Annotated in this window: 16 protein-coding genes; 10 read left to right on the top strand and 6 right to left on the bottom strand. The window is 74.3% G+C overall.

Annotated features, from left to right (window positions below; genetic code table 11):
• The first annotated feature begins 160 nt into the window (after positions 1-160).
• From AB0O21_RS12545 to AB0O21_RS12530, 4 genes are all read left to right on the top strand, one after another.
• Positions 161-1,501 carry a cytochrome P450 gene (locus AB0O21_RS12545; protein ID WP_365169904.1) on the top strand — a complete coding sequence of 447 codons (1,341 nt, stop codon included), beginning with the start codon at positions 161-163 and terminating at the stop codon, positions 1,499-1,501.
• Positions 1,502-1,509: 8 nt separating this feature from the next.
• Positions 1,510-2,526: an amidohydrolase family protein gene (locus AB0O21_RS12540; protein ID WP_365169901.1), complete on the top strand. Its 1,017-nt coding sequence runs from the start codon at positions 1,510-1,512 to the stop codon at positions 2,524-2,526.
• 31 nt (positions 2,527-2,557) lie between these two features.
• On the top strand, positions 2,558-3,679 hold the full coding sequence (locus AB0O21_RS12535) for a CapA family protein (protein WP_365169898.1): 1,122 nt from the start codon (positions 2,558-2,560) through the stop codon (positions 3,677-3,679).
• A gap of 64 nt (positions 3,680-3,743) precedes the next feature.
• Positions 3,744-4,046: a DUF1876 domain-containing protein gene (locus AB0O21_RS12530; RefSeq protein ID WP_365169896.1), complete on the top strand. Its 303-nt coding sequence runs from the start codon at positions 3,744-3,746 to the stop codon at positions 4,044-4,046.
• A gap of 51 nt (positions 4,047-4,097) precedes the next feature.
• Here the strand turns inward: AB0O21_RS12530 and AB0O21_RS12525 are convergent, their stop codons facing one another.
• Complete coding sequence (locus AB0O21_RS12525; RefSeq protein WP_365169893.1) at positions 4,098-4,349, bottom strand: acyl carrier protein; 252 nt, start codon at positions 4,347-4,349, stop codon at positions 4,098-4,100.
• Between the two features lie 125 nt (positions 4,350-4,474).
• On the opposite strand from AB0O21_RS12525, the gene AB0O21_RS12520 reads away from it, so the two are divergent.
• Complete coding sequence (locus tag AB0O21_RS12520) at positions 4,475-5,257, top strand: lysophospholipid acyltransferase family protein (RefSeq protein WP_365169890.1); 783 nt, start codon at positions 4,475-4,477, stop codon at positions 5,255-5,257.
• A gap of 70 nt (positions 5,258-5,327) precedes the next feature.
• Here the strand turns inward: AB0O21_RS12520 and AB0O21_RS12515 are convergent, their stop codons facing one another.
• From AB0O21_RS12515 to AB0O21_RS12495, 5 genes are all read right to left on the bottom strand, one after another.
• The gene (locus AB0O21_RS12515) at positions 5,328-6,671 is read right to left on the bottom strand and encodes a hypothetical protein (protein ID WP_365169887.1); all 1,344 of its coding nucleotides are present in this window, start codon (positions 6,669-6,671) and stop codon (positions 5,328-5,330) included.
• Positions 6,672-6,700: 29 nt separating this feature from the next.
• Positions 6,701-8,164 (bottom strand): hypothetical protein, encoded by a 1,464-nt coding sequence (locus AB0O21_RS12510; protein ID WP_365169884.1) that lies wholly within the window; start codon positions 8,162-8,164, stop codon positions 6,701-6,703.
• A gap of 276 nt (positions 8,165-8,440) precedes the next feature.
• Positions 8,441-9,460 (bottom strand): TolB-like translocation protein, encoded by a 1,020-nt coding sequence (locus AB0O21_RS12505; RefSeq protein ID WP_365169882.1) that lies wholly within the window; start codon positions 9,458-9,460, stop codon positions 8,441-8,443.
• A gap of 11 nt (positions 9,461-9,471) precedes the next feature.
• Complete coding sequence (locus AB0O21_RS12500) at positions 9,472-10,941, bottom strand: MFS transporter (RefSeq protein WP_365169879.1); 1,470 nt, start codon at positions 10,939-10,941, stop codon at positions 9,472-9,474.
• Positions 10,942-10,943: 2 nt separating this feature from the next.
• On the bottom strand, positions 10,944-11,819 hold the full coding sequence (locus tag AB0O21_RS12495; protein WP_365169876.1) for a glycosyltransferase: 876 nt from the start codon (positions 11,817-11,819) through the stop codon (positions 10,944-10,946).
• A gap of 309 nt (positions 11,820-12,128) precedes the next feature.
• On the opposite strand from AB0O21_RS12495, the gene AB0O21_RS12490 reads away from it, so the two are divergent.
• The 5 genes from AB0O21_RS12490 to AB0O21_RS12470 all read left to right on the top strand — a co-directional run bounded on the left by AB0O21_RS12490 (position 12,129) and on the right by AB0O21_RS12470 (position 17,326).
• Positions 12,129-13,229 (top strand): Gfo/Idh/MocA family oxidoreductase, encoded by a 1,101-nt coding sequence (locus tag AB0O21_RS12490; protein ID WP_365169873.1) that lies wholly within the window; start codon positions 12,129-12,131, stop codon positions 13,227-13,229.
• Positions 13,230-13,297: 68 nt separating this feature from the next.
• Positions 13,298-14,287: an NAD-dependent epimerase/dehydratase family protein gene (locus AB0O21_RS12485; protein ID WP_365169870.1), complete on the top strand. Its 990-nt coding sequence runs from the start codon at positions 13,298-13,300 to the stop codon at positions 14,285-14,287.
• Positions 14,284-15,429: a DegT/DnrJ/EryC1/StrS family aminotransferase gene (locus AB0O21_RS12480; protein ID WP_365169867.1), complete on the top strand. Its 1,146-nt coding sequence runs from the start codon at positions 14,284-14,286 to the stop codon at positions 15,427-15,429. Before AB0O21_RS12485 ends, AB0O21_RS12480 begins: the two co-directional genes overlap by 4 nt.
• A complete protein-coding gene (locus AB0O21_RS12475; RefSeq protein WP_365169864.1) occupies positions 15,426-16,211 on the top strand; it encodes a NeuD/PglB/VioB family sugar acetyltransferase in 786 nt (261 codons plus the stop codon). Before AB0O21_RS12480 ends, AB0O21_RS12475 begins: the two co-directional genes overlap by 4 nt.
• Positions 16,208-17,326 carry a DegT/DnrJ/EryC1/StrS family aminotransferase gene (locus AB0O21_RS12470; protein ID WP_365169861.1) on the top strand — a complete coding sequence of 373 codons (1,119 nt, stop codon included), beginning with the start codon at positions 16,208-16,210 and terminating at the stop codon, positions 17,324-17,326. The genes AB0O21_RS12475 and AB0O21_RS12470 overlap by 4 nt, the downstream gene beginning before the upstream one ends.
• The last annotated feature ends 15 nt before the right edge of the window (positions 17,327-17,341 follow it).

Here is a 17,341-nt window from a genome sequence, read left to right as displayed (position 1 = left end):
GCTGACCGCCGGGCGCGCACCCGTCCGGGCGGGCCCGCACGGAGGGCTCGTACCGGCGGGGAACAGCACCACTCCAACGGGACGGCGGACGTTTCGCGGGCCGGCCCGGCCGGGAAACGGTGTGTGGCCGAAAACGCGAGTGTCACGGAAGGTGCGGAGCATGGCGCAGGAGAAGACGGCACGGGCGGGTGGCGAAGGCCTGGAGGAGATCGTGGCCGCCGTGGCCGGCGGGTCGCCGGCGTACCGGGCGTGCCCCCATCCCGCGTACGCCGCGCTGCGCGAGCAGGCACCGGTGTGCCGGCTGACGCCTCCGCACGGCATCGACACCTACCTGATCACGCGCTACGACGATGCCCGGGACGCGCTCGCGGACCCGCGGTTCAGCAAGGACATGCACGGCGCCCTCGACACCTACCACGCGGTGTACGGCAGCGTCTTCGACGCCCTCGACGACAACGTGCTCTTCGCCGACCCGCCCCGGCACACCCGGCTGCGGCGCAGTCTCCGCACCGCCTTCACGCCCCGCCGGGTGGAGGAGATGCGGCCGAGGATCACCCGGATCGCGGAGGTCCTCCTCGACCGGTGCGCCGAGGAGGACCCGGTCGACCTGATGTCGTCGTTCGCGTTCCCGCTGCCCATCGCGGTGCTGTGCGAGCTGATCGGCATCCCCGACGGCGACCGCGCGGAGATCACGGAGCAGTTCTCGATCGTGGCGCGGTCCCGGTTCGATCCCCGTCTGAAGGAGGAGCTGCTGGCGGCGGAGGAGTGGCTGCGCGGCCGCTTCACCCGGCTGATCTCGTACACGCGCGAGCACCCCTCGGACTGCTTCCTCAGCGACCTCATCCGCGCGGAGGAGGGGCTCGACGAAACGGAGCTCCTGTCCTCCCTGTGGGTCATCTTCTTCGCGGGCCACAAGACCACCGCGTTCCAGATCGGCAACACCGTCCTGAACCTGCTGCTGCGTCCGGACCAGTGGGAGAAGCTCCGGCGGGACCCGCGGCTGATTCCCGGGGCCGTGGAGGAGAGCGTCCGCTTCGAGGGATCGGTGGAGTCGTCGACCTTCCGGTACGCGGCCGAGGACGCCGAGGTCCGCGGGACGGTGATCCCCGAGGGGTCCCTCGTCCAGATCGCCATCTCCTCCGCGAACCGGGACCCCGAGAAGTTCGACCGGCCCGACGTGCTGGACGTGACGCGCGAAGGCCTCCAGGGTTCGCATCTCGGCTTCGGCTACGGAACGCACTACTGCCTGGGCGCGCCGCTGGCGCGGCTCGAACTCGAAGTCGCGCTCGCGGCTCTCCTGCGGCGGTTCCCCGGTATGGAGCTGTGCGACGCGGAAGCGAGCAAGGGCGCCTGGATCAAGGGCCCCATGGCGGCGTTCCGGGGCTTGTCGGAGCTCCGGATCGTCCTGGATCCGTCCCGGGTCGACCGGGAACTCGCGGCGGTGCCCACGGCGGGAAGTTGGCCCAGACCCAACGGACGGACGGACGGCGGCTCGGTATGACCGACTCTGTGAGCACCTCTGAACTGCACCTGCCCGGAACGCCCTTGGCCGAGGCCGGGGCCGGGCACGCGGTGCAGTCGAAGATCGACATGCACCATCATTTCTGCGCGCCGGAGTGGCGCGAGTGGGCGGAGCGCCACGGGCTGGTCAAACCGGGGCAGCTGCCGCCGTGGGCGCGGTTCGACGCGGAGGACTCCGTCCGCTTCATGGACCGGGTGGGGATCGCCACGGCCGTGCTCAAGCCCATGCTGCCGGCCAGGTACCACTCCTCCGCGCAGCTGCGCGAGGCGATCAACATCACGCTCCTGTCGATGCTCGAGGTGACCGGCTCGCATCCCGGCCGGTTCTCGTTCTACGTTCCCCTCTTCCTCGACGACCCGGAGGCCTCGTCCTGGGCGATCCGCCGCGGACTCGGCCAGTTCGGGGCGGTCGGGGTGAACGTGACGGCCAACTACGGCGGCGTGTACCTCGGGGACCCCTCCTACGACCGGCTGTTCCACGAGCTGGACGACCGCGGCGCCGTGGTGGACACCCATCCGCACAACCTCCCGGGGAGCCCGCCCGGCGCTACGGCCGTCCCCGGCATTCCGAGCTTCATGTGCGACTTCCTGCTGGACACCACCCGGGCCGCCCTCAACATGATCAGCAAGAGGACGCTGGACCGCTTCCCGAACCTCTCGGTGATCCTGCCGCACGCCGGCGGCTTCCTTCCGTACATCGCGACGCGCGTCCAGGCCCTGGGAGGGTTCTGCGACCCGCCCATCGACCCCGGCGCGGTCCATGACCACCTGCGGCGGTTCTACTACGACACCGCCGGACCGATGGCACCCGCGGCCACCCTCCTCACCCACGTGCCCGCCGACCGCATCCTCTTCGGCACGGACTGGCCGGCCGCTCCGGCCGCCACGGTCGTGGACCTCGCGCTCCCCGCCCTCGACGCGGACCCGGCCTTCACGCCGGAGCAGCTGTCGGGGATCTACCACGACAACGCGCTGAGGCTGATCCCCCAGTTGGCGACGGTCTGACCGGAGGACCGGGCCGCAATAACCTGGATGCATGCAGGGTGATCCGATCACGCTGTGCCTCGCCGGCGACGTCATGCTCGGGCGGGGGGTCGACCAGATACTCCCGCACCCGGGTGATCCGGCGCTGGCGGAGGCCTACCTCCGTGACGCCCGCTCCTACGTCGAGCTGGCGGAGGCCGCGAACGGCCCGATTCCGCGGCCGGTCGACTTCTCCTGGCCCTGGGGCGACGCGCTGCGGATCCTCGAGCGGGCGGCGCCCGACGCGGTGGTGCTCAACCTGGAAACGAGCGTCACGCGGAGCGACGATTTCGCCCCGGGCAAAGGGGTCCACTACCGCATGCACCCCGCGAACCTGCCGTGCCTGGCCGCCGCCCGCCCCGACGTGTGCGTCCTGGCGAACAACCACGTACTGGACTTCGGCCGCCGCGGGCTCGCGGAGACCCTGGACGTACTGGCGGGCGCCGGGTTCGCCGTGGCGGGGGCGGGCCGTGACCGGGCCGGGGCCCGGCGGGCCGCGCGCGTCGCCGTCGGGGACGGCCGGCGGGTCCTGGTCCTGTCGTTCGGCATGCCGTCCAGCGGGATCCCGCCGAGCTGGGCCGCCGCCGCGGACCGGAGCGGCGTCGACTACGTGGCCGAGGCCTCGGACGGCGCGGCGGCCGAGGTCGTCGGCCGGATCAGGCGGGTGAAACGGCCGGGGGACATCGTCGTCGCCTCGGTCCACTGGGGGTCCAACTGGGGCTACGCCGTCCCCCGCGACCAGGTGCGCTTCGCGCACGCGCTCGTGGACGGCGGCGCGGACGTGGTCCACGGGCATTCCTCGCACCACCCCCGGCCGCTGGAGCTGTACCGGGGCAAGCTCATCGCCTACGGCTGCGGTGACCTGGTCAACGACTACGAGGGCATCAGCGGCCACGAGACCTACCGGGACGATGTGCGGCCGCTGTACTTCCCCTCGCTCGATCCCGACGGCGGCACGCTCCGCGAACTGCGCGTCGCCGCCTTCCGGGCCCGGCGGATGCGGCTGTGCACGGCGACACCGGAGGACTGCCGGTGGCTCCGGGGCCTGCTGGGCCGGATCAGCCTCGGCTTCGCCCCGCCGCTCGCGGACGAGCCGGAGGGCACCCTCGCCCTCCGGCCGCGGATGGCCGGATGAGCCCGGACGGGGGGATTCTGGAACTGATGGAAGCAGCGGCGACCGGAGCGCGAGGAGGCAGGCCATGACACACGCCGAGGAGTGGAAGGTGGGCGTCTACCTGACCGAGGAGGACGGGACGACCAAGGCCCGGGCCGTGCTCGACAACGGGAAGACGACGATGGTCGGCCGCGGCAAGGCGCGGTGCAATCCGCAGGACGTGGAGGTCCCCGCGATCGGTGACGAGCTGGCGGCGAGCCGGGCGATGCGCGATCTGGCCGGTCAGCTGATGCGGGCGGCCGACCGGGACCTGGCCGCGGTGGGCGCCGTACCCGAGCCGCCGCGCACCGGCTACGGCTGGCCGGACGACACGGGGCCGGCCAGGTAGCCGGCCCCCCGGCGGGGTCTGCCGCCCGGCTGCCCCGCCGCCGGTCCCGGCTCAGCCGGCCGCCCGCAGGGCCGCGACCGCCTCGGCGAACTCCGCGAGGGTGGAGTCGCGGAACTCCGCCTCGCCGATCTTGACGCCCAGCCGCTCCTCCACGGCCATGGCCAGCTCGACGACCATGAGCGAATCCTCCAGCAGGACGCGCATCGGCGCGTTCGCCCGCACTTCCCCGGCCGGCACTTCGAGCGTCTCGGTGAGCAGTTCGGTGATCACGTCGATGACGGATCCCTGCGCGGAAATGGTCACGGCACCTCTCATGGAACGGAAGGATCGAATCTCGTGGTGGAATAAGTATCACGTCGGCCAATTCGCGTAAAACCCGTGACCGGGCCGGTTATTGACGAACCGACAGATCAGAGCGGGAGTTCTTCATGTCCGAAAGCCTGACCGATTTGCTCGAAGCGGCCTCGGTCGAATTGCGGGCGCTGCGAAGGCTGTTCGGCGAGGTGGGCGAGATCGCCTGGGACCGGACTCTCGACTGGCTGGTCGACGAGTACTTCCGGCTGGACGTCCTGGGCCTGGAGAACGTTCCGGCCGAGGGTGCGGCGGTGCTCGTGGCGAACCATTCCGGCTCCTGGGGGCTCGACGGCTTCGTACTCCTCAAGGTGCTCACCCGCAGCCTGCGCCGCCCCCTCCACATTCCGGCGACCCCCCTGACTTTCCGCGTCCCGGTGCTCGGCTCGTACGCCCGCAAGAAGGGCGCCTTCCCGATCGACCCGACCCTCGGAATGGAACATCTGAACGCGGGGGAACTCGTAGGAGTGTTTCCCGAGGGAATCGCCGGTCTCGAAAAGCCGCTGCACGAGCGCTATCGGCTCCGTCCGTTCAGCCCCGGATTCGCGGTGACCGCGGTCCGCACGGGCGCCCCCGTCGTACCGGTGGCGATCGTCGGTGCCGAGGAGGCCTATCCCAAGCTCGGGGACGTCCCGGCCCTGGCACGCCTCTTCGACCTGCCCTACTTCCCCGTCACCCCCGCGTTCCCGCTGCCGTCGAAATGGCTCATCACCTTCGGCGAGCCGATTCCGGCGCCCGCGCGGCCCTCGTCCCTCGCCGAGCGCTCGGCCGCGGCCCGCACGCTCTGCGCCGACGCCCAGGCCGCCGTGCAGGGCATGCTCGACCACGAGGTCGGGCGGCGCGACACGCCGTTCTGGTAGGGCGCGCACGGCGGGCGGGCCCGGATACCGCCGGGCCCGCCGGCCGCCCGCCCGGCTCAGCGCGGCCGGCTCAGCCCGCCAGCCTCCGTGCCGCCCGCCGTACGTCCGCCGCGGCCTCGGCGCACCGCTCCGCGTGCCCCAAGAGCACCATGCGGAAGTGCTCGCCGGCCTCGTCGGCGTTCCAGCCGGTGTGGGCGGCGCAGGCCTCGAGGCTCTCCGCGTGCCGTTCCAGCCGCTCCGCGCTGGCCTGTGCCAGGGCCCCGTACGAGGCGGGCGCGTACCCGGATGCGGCGGCCGGCAGTGCCGACCGGGACTCCGCCACGACCGCGCGTACGGTCTCCACCGCGACCAGCACCGCGAACGGCGCCCACGCGCAGCCCGCGGGGGCCGTGCAGAGCGCCCCCGGCCAGGGCGCCGGGCCGTCACCGCCCGGGGGGTGCGGCAGCAGGCCGGGCGCGCACAGGATCTCCGTACCGGCCTCCACCGCCAGGTCCTGCCAGGTGAACGGCGCCCGCACCGGGTGCGCGGCGGCGGCCACGGGCGGGTAGCGGCGCAGCGCCTGCGCCACGGCCCGCTCCGGGGAGTCCGCGGCCCGCCCGGCGAGCAGGGCCAGCGCCTGGAGCGCGGTGCCGGAGGCGGCCTCGGACACCAGGGCGAGCGCGTGCGCCACGACGGGGACCGCGCTCTCGGCGGCCTGGCCCCCGGCCATCAGCCGGCCGACCAGCGACGCGGGGTCCGGGTCGGCCAGGTACGGCGCGAGCCGCCGGCCCAGGGCCGCGGACCTCGCCTCGTACGAGCGGCCGTGCACGGCCGCCGTCGCCGCCGCGAGCACCTCGCTCAGCAGGGTGTCCTCGGCGGCCGGGGCGCCCAACACCACGCGCCGGGCCAGGCGCAGCACCCCGGCGCTCCAGACCTGCCGGTCGAGGGTGCCGTCCCCGCGCCGGGCGCCCGTCAACCGGTCCGCGTCCTCGCGGAGGAGCTCCCGCAGGGCGGCGGCGGGCGGGGCAGCGGCCCGGGCGCGGGAGTCCTCGGGGGCCGCGTGCGGGGAGAGCCCGTAGCGGCGTCCCCCGGCGTCGAGCCCGGTCGCGGGCCCCAGGGCGCCGGCCTGGTCCCCCTGGCGCAGCAGCGCCTCGGCGTCGTCGGCGCCGAGCGGTACGAGGAAGGACCCGAACGGGGTGCGCAGCCGCACGGGCCGCCCGGACCGGGTGCGCCGCAGGTGCGCCAGCAGGGCGCGGGCCATCCCCTCGCGGGTGAGCGCGTCGAGCCCGAGCGCGCGGGCGGGGGCGTCCGTCCAGGGCAGCCGCTGGGCGAGCACGGCGGCGCTGAACAGGGCGTTCTCCAGGGGCCAGGCGCCGGCGGGCCCCCGTACCGCCGTCGTCCCGGCGTCCGGGCCTCGGGTGTGGTCGTCGGTCATCGCTGGGTCCCTCTCCCTCGCGGTCGCGGTCACTTGTCGCGGAGCATGTACGGCTGGTTGCCGGTGATCTCGCCGTCGTAGGCCCGGATCAGCGCGTTGACCCGTTCCCGGTGGTGGGCCATCGGGCCGCGGAGGCTGTCGGAGTACGCCTGGGGGGCGTGCGACAGCGGATAGTCGTACGACTCGTCCAGCCAGGTCAGTTCGACCCAGTCGGCGGGGATGTCGTGGGGCGAGGCCGGTCCGCGCCCGTCCAGCGTGGGGATCACGTCGTGCTTGTTGGCCAGGTTGACCACCCTGGTCGTGTGGTCGGCGGGCCGCTTGCCGTCGATCGGGGAGCCCACCGCGATCACGTGGGTGAGGCGGTAGGTCGCGGCGAACTCCGGGTCGGAGGCGAGGTTCATCGCGGTCAGGCCGCCGAGGCTGTGGCCGACGATCATGAGGTCGGTGCCGGCCGGTACGCCCGCCCGTTCCAGGAGGTTGCGGGCGGCGCGGGTGTAGGTGGTGTCGGTGCGCAGCAGTCCGTCGAAGGCGCCGATCAGGTCCTGGGGCGTGCTGTTGCTGAGCAGGGCGAAGCTGGTGCCGGGCAGCAGGAGCACGTACCGGTCGGCGCCGTCGGCGCACCGAACGCGGCGCAGCAGGGCCAGTCCGTGGTTGCCGAGGGCGCCGATGTCGTTGACGTAGCTGACGACGTCGTTGCGGGAGGTCGCCAGGACGTTCGCCAGGATGGCGTCGGGCTCGGTCCGCTCGGCGCGCCCCGGCCCGGGGTTGAAGTAGCCGATCAGCGAACTCGGCAGCCCGAGGAAGGGGTCGGTGGTGGGTACTCCGCCGGCGAGGGTGACCCAGGAGAAGTCGTCGTTGACCGGGTTCTCGTCGAGCAGGCCCAGCAGGGCGAGCAGCTCCATCATGACGGGGCTCACGGTGGTGAGGGCGCGGGTGATGCCCAGCCGTTCGACGAGCCCGTGCAGGGCGCGGAGGGCCTCGATGCGGTGGCCGGCCACCATCGCGTCGGTCAGGCGCCGGGCCGCCGGCGCGTCGAGGTTCGGGTGCGCGGCTGCGGCGGCCTTGATGCGGAGGGCGAAGGCGTCCACGGCCATGGCCACTTGGGCGGGCCGGCGGTACGTCATGCTCCCGGCGATCCGGGCCAGTTCGCCGAAGAGGCCGCCGTTCGCCCCGAAGCCGAGGCCCGCCGGGCTGGTGAGGGCCTTGGCGCAGGAGAACGCGGCGCCGAGCGCCCAGGCGGGGCGGCGCAGGGCTTCGAGCCCCAGGCGCCGGCTGCCGAGGGCGCCCGCCAGTTCCGCGCCTGCCTGCCGCGCCGTGAGGGCCGCGTCCGCCAGCAGTACGGAGGCCGCGATGAGCAACTCCGGTTCGGTGCGGTCGGGTTGCGGCGGCGGTGCGGGTGCGTCCGTTGCGTCCGGTGCGTCCCGTGCGGCTGCTTTCGGCTGCTGCTGCCCGGGAAGGCGCCGCGTCGCTTCGTCGACCACCTGAGGGGCCACTTCCCCACCTCTCGTCCGTGCCCGGCGGCCGCGCGCCGTCCGTGCCCGATGTGTGCGCTGGTTGCGCACGCATGGTGGCACCGAACGGGGGCTCCGCGGCCCGGCGGCGACGCCGCGCGGGCGGGCGCACCTGCGCGGATGCGGGGCGGGGCCGCGTGCCCGTGGGGCCTTCGGCGGCCGGTGGCCCCGGCGGCACCGGGCGGGCCGCCGGGGGTGAACGCCGCGTCCCCGTGTTGACCCGGGGCGGTCCGGTCCTGCGGGACCGCCCGGCGGGCGTCAGCCCAGGCGGGCCGGGGAGGAGGCGCCCGGGGCCAGCAGGCGCGGGCTGCCGCTGCCGTCGGCGGGCACGGTCCACAGGTCGGTGCTGTCGACGGCGCCCTCGGTGGGCAGGGCGTAGGCGAGGGTCCGGTCGTCGAGCCAGGCGGCCTGGTCGTCCACGCTGCGCTTCTCCGCGAGCGGCGTCTCGCGCAGGGTCCGCAGGTCCAGGACGTGTTCGCGCCACAGCGAAGCCCCGCGCTGCACCCGCTTCTTGTAGACGACGCGGGTCTCGTCCGGAGACAGGGAGGGGCATTCGACGTTCTTCGCGAGGGTGGTGACGCTCCGCCCGGAGATGGATCCCTTGACCAGGTGGGTCTGGTTGTCGGTGCCGAGGGTGGCGTAGAAGGTGTCGTCGTCCTTGGAGAAGGTGACGCCCCAGAAGTTCACGTCCCCCGAGGTGTACTTCTTGCCGTCCATGAGGATGGTGAACTTCTCCAGGTCCGGTTCGAGCTGCCAGGTGGTCGTGTCGACGATGGCGGTACGGGTGGAGAAGAACGCGGCTCCGTACGACTCCCCCGCGACGAAGACCGTCCACGCGGCGAAGCGGCCGCTCGGGGAGACCCGGGCCCGGCTCGGCGTCCCGGCCAGGGGGAAGCTGCGCCGGGTGCGCAGGTCGGCGTCGACGATCAGCGCCACGTTGTCCTGGGCGAGGGCGCCCGGTGTGGAGCGCAGGCACACGCCGGTGCCCGCCGCGGCGTGGAACCTCTGGCAGCTCAGGTCGGAGGCGGTGCGTCCGCCCTGGGGGTCCGCGGCCGGGACGGTGGCGAGGGTGCCGCGGTGCGGGCCCTGGGCGGTGTTGAGCAGGGCCAGCGCGCCCGGCCGGTTGAGCGTGACCTGGCCCGCGGTGACGGCGGGCCCGCCCTGCTGCGGCCGCTCGGCCCGGGAGGCGGCGCGCAGGACCATCGCGGTGGCGGCGCCGCCGAGGAGCAGCACCGCCAGGGCGAGGACGAGCAGGCGGCGCTTCGGCGAGAGCGGCATCGGGCGGTTCCTCACGGGCGTCGGGTGGCGTCGGTACGAGGTGTGCCGCGCGGGTCGCGCAGGACGAAGCCGGCGACGGCCGCGCAGCACAGCAGTCCGGCCGCCGCGGCGGCGAGGGCCGGGCCGGGGCCCCACAGGGTCCAGGCGCCGCCGAAGGCCAGTGAGCAGGCGACCCGGGCGAGGGCCTGGCCGGTGCCGACGAGGGCCAGGCCGGTGCCGCGCAGCTCCGTGGGGACGGTGGCGGCCACGGCTGCGGGCAGGACCCCGTCGGTGGCGGCGTAGAAGAGGCCGTGCAGGGCGAGGACGAGGTAGGGCAGGGCCGGCCAGTCGGGGGCCCGGAGCAGCAGCCCGTATCCGGCGAGGAGGAGGGCGTGCCCGGTGAGGAACACGGTGCGCCGGCCGATCCGGTCGGCGAGGGCCCCGGCCGGGACGGCCAGCAGCAGGAACACCGCGGCCGTGCCCAGCGGCAGCAGCGGGAACCAGCGCTCGCCGATGCCGGTGCGGCTCTGCAGCAGCAGGTAGAGGAAGGCGTCGCTGACGGTGGTGAGGCCCAGCAGGGCGGCGCAGAGCGCCAGGGCGCGCAGCCGGGGCAGCCGCAGCAGGGCCAGGGCCTCGCGCAGGCCCACGGCGGGTGCGGCGGACCCCTCGGGGAGGGCCTGCGCGGAGCCGGCCTGCGCGCGGCCGGCCTGCGCCGGAAGGGCATGCGCTGGGCGCCCCTCGCCCGGGCGGGCCTCCGCCGAGGCCGCCGCGGTGCGGCCCTGCGGGCCGCCCCCGCCGGAGCGGGACTGCGCGGGGACGCCTTCCGCGGTGCCGGGCCGCGGGGCTCCGGCCCGCGCTGGGCCGGGGTGGGCGGTCTTGCCCGGTACGAAGAGCACCAGTACGACGACGCCGAGAGCGGCCACGCAGGCGCTGACCCCGAAGACGGCGTCGTAGCCGCCGACCGCCGCGCTCAGGATGAAGAAGGCGGCGAGGGGGCCGAGGAGCGCCCCGGTGGTGTCCATGGCCCGGTGCACGCCGAAGGCGCGGCCCTGCGCTGCGGGTGGCGTGGACAGGGAGATGAGCGCGTCGCGCGGGGCGGTGCGCAGTCCCTTCCCGGTGCGTTCCAGCGCGAGGACCACGCCGATCGGGCCCGCGCTGTGGGCGAGCAGCAGCAGCGGCTTGCACAGGGCGGACAGGCCGTAGCCGAGGCCGGCGATCAGCTTGTGGTTGCGGACCCGGTCGGCGAGGTGCCCGCCGGTGAGCTGGACGAGGGCGCTGACCCCGTTGTAGACGCCGTCGAGGGCGCCGAAGCCGAGGGGGCTCAGGCCGAGCCCGGCGATCAGGTAGAGGGGCAGGACGGCGGTGACCATCTCGGAGGAGACGTCGGTGATCAGGCTGACCGTGCCCAGCGCGAGGACGGCCGGGGCCACCACCCGGGTCCGCCCGGGGCCGCTCGGCGCGGTGTTCGCCCCGGCGGGGGCGGAGCGGTCCGCGAGGTACATGCTCAGGCGCTCCCCGTGTCCTGCCGGCTGCTCTCGTCCCGCAGCCAGGTGGAGAAGTCCCCGTCCCGGATGGCCTTGCGGGACCCCCTGCGGGCGGCGAGGGCCGCGGTGACGAACACCAACACCCCCGGGAGCAGCCGCGGTTCGGCGCGCAGCACGGCGCGCAGGTCCCCGGTGCCGGTGCGCGCGGACGGCGCCGGCGGCGAGGACGGGGACGCCTGGGCGGCCTGTACGCGTTCCAGCTCGGCGGAGGAGGTCGACGCGCGGACCTTCCGCTTGATCAGGTCGGCCCAGGTGCGCGGCGGGCGGACCACGACCCGGGCCGCCTCGACCACGGTCCGCTCCCCCGGTCCGAAGGCCAGCGACGCGGCCAGGTCGTCGGCCATCAGCGGCGGCAGCGCGGCGATCCTGGCGTGCCCCGCCTGCGTCACGGCGATCACCCCGCGCCCGAACAGCCCCTCGCGGACGGCCGGGAGCCGCTGCCAGACCCGGTAGTACGCCCGCACCGGCCAGGCGCAGCCGGCCAGCGGGATGTCCCGGCCGGGGGCGGCGGCGAGGAGCTCCGGGGTTCCGTCGAGCGCGCCGACGAGGGCCCGTACGTCGCCGGCGCCGAGGATGACGTCGGCGTCCACGTAGAGCCGCGGGAAGCCGCGCGCGTGCTCGTCTCCGACCCGAAGTGCCGCGTGTTTGGAGGGGGTCGGGATGTCGACCACCCGGACGCGCGGCCCGCGCGCGGCCGCCACCCGGGCGGTGTCGTCCGTACAGCCGTTGCACACGACGACGATGTCGCCCGCGTCGGAGGTGTCCGCCAGGAGCGCGTCGAGGAGTCGGCCGATGACCCGGCCCTCGTTGTGGGCCGGGATCACGATGCTGGTCACCCGGGCAGTATGCACGTTCGATCATCCGAGTCGGGTGTTTCCCCCAACTCTCCCCAGGCGTAGGCAAGGTGGTCTAGATTGAGCGCGCTGTACGGGTTCGGTCGCCTGGGGGAACACGCGGCCGGTCCGGGGGGCGGAAGCACGCGGTTTACGCAGCATCGGTTGTGGGGGGCCATCGCCGTTGAACGGGTCATGCACGGGTCGCGCGGGCGTCCGGCCTGCCCTCGACGGCACGTCCCTCCCTCATACGTGCCCCGGCCGTGAGTTGTCGGCACGCCGCCCGGCGTGCGCGGAGGGAAGGGGAACGCTGTGAAGGACACCGCGAAGGAGGCGGGGCGGGGCACCGCCGCCGCCGGCCGGGCACCCGGGGACCCGTTAGGCGTTGCCGTGGTCGGTGCGGGCTACTGGGGCCCCAATCTCGTCCGCAACTTCCAGTCGGGTCCGGACTTCCGGCTGCGCTGGCTCTGCGACCTGAACGTGGACCGGGCCCGGCAGGTGCTCGGTGCGTACTCCACCGTCCAGGCCACCGCCGACTACGCGGCCGTCCTCGCGGACCCCGAGGTCGACGCGGTCGCCGTGGCCACCCCGGCCGGGACGCACCTGGACGTGGCCCTGGCGGCGCTGCGCGCCGGCAAGCACGTGCTCGTGGAGAAGCCCCTCGCGGCCACCTACGAAGACGGGCTGCGGCTCGTCCGGGAGGCCGAGGAACGCGGTCTCACGCTCATGTGCGACCACACGTACTGCTACACCCCGGCCGTGGCCCGGATCCGCGACATGGTCCGCTCCGGGGAGCTCGGCGACATCCAGTTCGTCGACTCGGTCCGGATCAACCTGGGCCTGGTGCAGAAGGACATCGACGTCCTGTGGGACCTGGCGCCGCACGACCTGTCCGTGCTCGACTTCATCCTCCCGGACCACGTGCAGCCGGTCGCGGTCGCCGCCCACGGGGCCGATCCCATCGGGGCCGGGCAGTCCTGCGTGGCCTATCTGACGCTCCAGCTCAGCACCGGCGCCATCGCGCACGTGCACGTCAACTGGCTGTCCCCGACGAAGGTCCGCACCACCATGGTCGGCGGATCCAAGCGCACGCTGGTGTGGGACGACCTCAACCCCTCCCAGCGGGTCGCGGTGTTCGACCGCGGAGTGGATCTGACCGCGCCTCAGGAGATCGGCGAGGACGAGCGCCGCGACATGCTCGTCTCCTACCGGACCGGGGACATGGTGGCGCCCGCGATCGGCGAGAAGGAGGCGCTGCGCAGCATGGTCGAGGAGTTCGCCGCGGCGATCAGGACGGGGCGGCCCGCGCTGACCGACGGCCGGGCGGGCCTGAAGGTGCTCGACATCCTGGAAGCGGCCTCGCGGAGCCTGGAGTTCCGTGGCGCGGTGGTGGGACTGCGCACCGGGCGCTGACCGTCGGCCGGGCCTCGGGCCGGGCCGTTCGCACGACAGACGATGAACGAATCAGTGGGGGCGGGGCGTTGAGCAGCGTACGAGGCAAGAGGATTCTGGTCACCGGAGGGGCGGGGACCATCGGGTCGCACGTGGTGGACCTCCTGGTGGACAACGGGGCGCGCGAGGTCGTCGTACTCGACAACTTCGTGCGGGGGCGCGCCTCCAACCTGGCCCGCGCCCTGCCGAGCGGTGTGGTGGAGGTCGTCGAGGGCGATGTGCGCGACGTGGCCGCCGTGCGCAAGGCCACGGACGGCGCCGAGCTGGTGTTCCACCTGGCCGCCATCCGGATCACCCAGTGCGCGGAGGAACCGCGCCTGGCGAACGAGGTGCTGGTGGACGGCACGTTCAACGTGCTGGAGGCGGCGGCCGCCGCCGGGGTGGGCAAGGTGATCGCCTCGTCGTCGGCCTCGGTGTACGGCCTGGCGGAGGCCTTCCCGACCACCGAGCGCCACCACCCGTACAACAACGACACCTTCTACGGCGCGGCGAAGGCCTTCAACGAGGGGATGCTGCGCAGCTTCCACGCCATGTACGGGCTGGACTACGTCGCGCTGCGGTACTTCAACGTCTACGGCCCCCGGATGGACATCCACGGGCTGTACACGGAGGTGCTGATCCGCTGGATGGAGCGGATCTCCGCGGGCGAGCCGCCGCTGATCCTCGGTGACGGCACCCAGACCATGGACTTCGTCGACGTCCGGGACATCGCGCGGGCCAATCTGCTCGCGGCCGAGTCGGATCTGACCGACGAGGTGTTCAACATCGCGAGCTCCACCGAGACCAGCCTGCTCGACCTCGCGCTCGGCCTGCTGGCGGCGATGGACGCGGACGGGCTGGTGCCGGTGCACGGGCCGGCCCGCGCCGTGAACGGGGTGACCCGGCGGCTCGCCGACACCTCGCTGGCCACGGGCCGGCTGGGGTTCACCGCGGAGATCGACCTGCGGACCGGGCTGCGGGACCTCGTGGACTGGTGGCGGGCCGAGCGCGCCGGCGCCTCCGGCGGGGAGACCCGTTGAGCGCCGCCGGGGACCGTATCCCCGTCATGGTGCCGTGGCTGGGTGAGGAGGAGGCGCGGGCCGCCGCCGACGCGGTGCTGTCCGGCTGGGTCGCACAGGGGCCGCGGGTCGCGGAGTTCGAGCGGGCCTTCGCGGAGCGCGTGGGCGCCGAGCACGGCATCGCGGTGAGCTCGTGCACCACCGCCCTGCACCTGGCGCTGATCGCGCTGGAGCTGGGGCCCGGCGACGAGGTGGTCGTACCCTCCCTGTCGTTCATCGCCACGGCCAACGCGGTGCGCTACGTGGGGGCGCGGCCGGTGTTCGCGGACGTGGAGGAGGCCACCGGCAACCTCACCCCGGCCACCGTCGACGCGGTCCGCACGCCCCGCACCAAGGCGGTGCTCGCCGTCCACCAGGGCGGGGTGCCCGCGGACGTGCACGCGCTGCGCGCGGCCTGCGCGGACTGGGACCTCGCTCTGGTGGAGGACGCGGCCTGCGGCATCGGCGCGACCGTCGGCGGCAAGTCGGTGGGCCACGGGGCGCTGCTCGCGGCCTGGTCCTTCCACCCGCGCAAGGTGATCACCACCGGCGAGGGCGGCATGCTGACCACGGACGACGCCGAGTGGGCGCGGCGGCTGCGGCGGCTGCGCGAGCACGGGATGAACGTGTCGGCCGCGGACCGGCACGCGAGCGGCAAGCCGATCGTCGAGAGCTACCTGGAGGTCGGCTACAACTACCGGATGACCGACATCCAGGCCGCGGTGGGCCTGGTGCAGCTGGGCAAGCTGGACGAGATCGTGGCCCGGCGCCGGGCGCTTGCCGCCCGCTACACGCGGCTGCTGGCCGAGGTCCCGGGCCTCACCCCGGTCGCGGATCCCGCGTACGGCCAGGGCAACTTCCAGTCGTACTGGGTGCTGCCGGCCGAGGACTTCCCGGTCGGCCGGGACGAGCTGCTGGCCGCGCTCGCCGAGGCCGGGGTGTCGGCCCGCCGCGGGATCATGGCCTCGCACCTGGAGCCGGCGTACGCGGGACACGGTTCGGCGCCGCTGCCGGTGACCGAGCGGATCAGCCGCGACTCGCTGATCCTGCCGCTGTTCCACACCATGACGCACGCCCAGCAGGACCGGGTGGTGGCGGTGCTCCGCGAACGGGCGGGCGGATGAACGCCCGGCGGGCCGGCGGCCGGCCGGACAGTGAGGACCTGCTGATCGTCGGCGCGGGCGGCTTCGCGCGGGAGACGGCGCAGGCGGTACGGGACGTGGCCGCCGCGGACCTGGCGCAGGGGCGGCCCCCGCGCTGGCGGCTCCTCGGGTACCTCGACGACGACCATTCCCTGCACGGCCGCGAGGTGGACGGCGTACCGGTGCTGGGCGGCTGCGATCGGGTGCACGAGCTGTGGGACGCCCGGGTGGTGGTCTGCGTCGGCAGTCCGCGCGACTACGCGGTCCGGGCCCGCCTGGTGCGGCGCATGGGGCTGCCGGTGAACCGCTACGCGACGGTGGTCCACCCGACGGCGGTGGTGTCGGATTCCTCGATGCTCGGCGTGGGGTCGGTGCTGCTCGCGCAGGTCGTGCTGACCGCCGCCGTCCGCGTGGGATCCCATGTGGCGGTGATGCCGCAGGTGGTCCTCACCCATGACGACGCCGTCGGGGACTTCGCCACGCTCGCCTCGGGGGTCCGCCTCGGCGGCGGGGTGCGGCTGGGGCGGGGTGCGTACGTGGGTGCGGGATCGCTGGTCCGCGAGTACACGACGGTCGGCGCCTGGTCGCTGACCGGTATGGGAAGCACGGTCCTGGCCGATGTGCCGCCCGGCGAGGTGTGGGCCGGCAGTCCGGCCCGCCGGCTGCGGACGGCGGGCGGCCCGGCCCTCGACGAGCTGCGGGCCGATGGGGGCGAGGCGACCGGCCGGTGGCCGGAGACACGGATGGGGAGTCCACTCGTATGAACCAGATACCGCTCGTCGACCTGAAGGCGGCGCACGCCGAGGTCGCGGAGGAAGTGCGCGCAGGGTTCGACCGGGTGCTGGCCGGCACCGCCTTCATCGGCGGTGAGGAGGTCGCCGCCTTCGAGCGGGAGTACGCCTCCTTCGCCGGGGCCGGCCACTGCGTGGGCGTAGCCAACGGCACCGACGCCCTCGAACTGGCCCTGCGCGCGAGCGGGGTGGGGGTGGGCGACGAGGTGGTGCTGCCCGCGAACACCTTCATCGCCACCGCGGGCGCCGCCGCCCGCATCGGGGCCCGTCCGGTGCTCGTCGACTGCCTCCCCGACACCCTGCTGATGGACCCGGGGGCCGCGCTGGACGCGGTCGGGAAGGCCACCCGCGCGGTGGTCCCGGTCCACCTGTACGGGCAGTGCGCGGACACCGCCGCACTGGCGGGGGGGCTGCCGGGGCACGTCCGGATCGTCGAGGACGCCGCGCAGAGCCAGGGCGCGACCCGCGAGGGCCGCTCCCCCGGCAGCGGCGGGATCGCGGCGACCAGTTTCTACCCAGGCAAGAACCTGGGCGCGTACGGGGACGCGGGCGCGGTGGTCACCGACGACGCGGAGACGGCGGCCCTGGTGCGGGCGCTGGCCAACCACGGCGGCGTCGCCAAGTACCGGCACGACGTGGCCGGGTTCAACAGCCGGCTGGACGGTCTGCAGGCGGTGGTGCTGCGGGCGAAGCTGGCGCGGCTGGCCGAGGGGAACGCGGCCCGCCGGGCCGCCGCCGCCCGGTACGACGCCCTGCTGGCCGATCTCGCGGCCGCCGGACGGGTCACCCTGCCGGTGACGGCGGAGGGCAACGTCCACGTGTGGCACCTGTATGTCGTACGGGTCGACGAGGCGTCGGACAGGGACGCCGTCGTCGGCAAGCTCAATGCGGAGGGCATCGGCGCGGGCGTGCACTATCCGGCACCCGTGCACCTCACCCCCGCCTACCGTCACCTCGGTCACGGCCGCGGCGACTTCCCCCACGCCGAGCGGGCCGCGGAACGGATGCTGTCCCTTCCGCTCTTCCCGCAGATCACCGCTGCCCAACAGCAGCGGGTCGTCGATGCGCTCGCGGGCGCGCTGCGCTGACGCAAGAAGAGGTTC

This window comes from Streptomyces sp. NPDC091371, assembly GCF_040684275.1.
GTDB lineage: Bacteria > Actinomycetota > Actinomycetes > Streptomycetales > Streptomycetaceae > Streptomyces.
The sequence above is the reverse complement of the archived record's forward strand: the minus strand, read 5'-3'. Positions and strand labels throughout refer to the sequence as shown.

Bases quoted from the DNA above. Each gene is read 5' to 3' on its own strand.
- AB0O21_RS12545 (WP_365169904.1), top strand. From the start codon at position 161: ATGGCGCAGGAGAAGACGGCACGGGCGGGTGGCGAAGGCCTGGAGGAG.
- AB0O21_RS12535 (WP_365169898.1), top strand. From the start codon at position 2,558: ATGCAGGGTGATCCGATCACGCTGTGCCTCGCCGGCGACGTCATGCTC.
- AB0O21_RS12530 (WP_365169896.1), top strand. From the start codon at position 3,744: ATGACACACGCCGAGGAGTGGAAGGTGGGCGTCTACCTGACCGAGGAG.
- AB0O21_RS12520 (WP_365169890.1), top strand. From the start codon at position 4,475: ATGTCCGAAAGCCTGACCGATTTGCTCGAAGCGGCCTCGGTCGAATTG.
- AB0O21_RS12515 (WP_365169887.1), bottom strand. From the start codon at position 6,671: ATGACCGACGACCACACCCGAGGCCCGGACGCCGGGACGACGGCGGTA.
- AB0O21_RS12505 (WP_365169882.1), bottom strand. From the start codon at position 9,460: ATGCCGCTCTCGCCGAAGCGCCGCCTGCTCGTCCTCGCCCTGGCGGTG.
- AB0O21_RS12500 (WP_365169879.1), bottom strand. From the start codon at position 10,941: ATGTACCTCGCGGACCGCTCCGCCCCCGCCGGGGCGAACACCGCGCCG.
- AB0O21_RS12475 (WP_365169864.1), top strand. From the start codon at position 15,426: ATGAACGCCCGGCGGGCCGGCGGCCGGCCGGACAGTGAGGACCTGCTG.
- AB0O21_RS12470 (WP_365169861.1), top strand. From the start codon at position 16,208: ATGAACCAGATACCGCTCGTCGACCTGAAGGCGGCGCACGCCGAGGTC.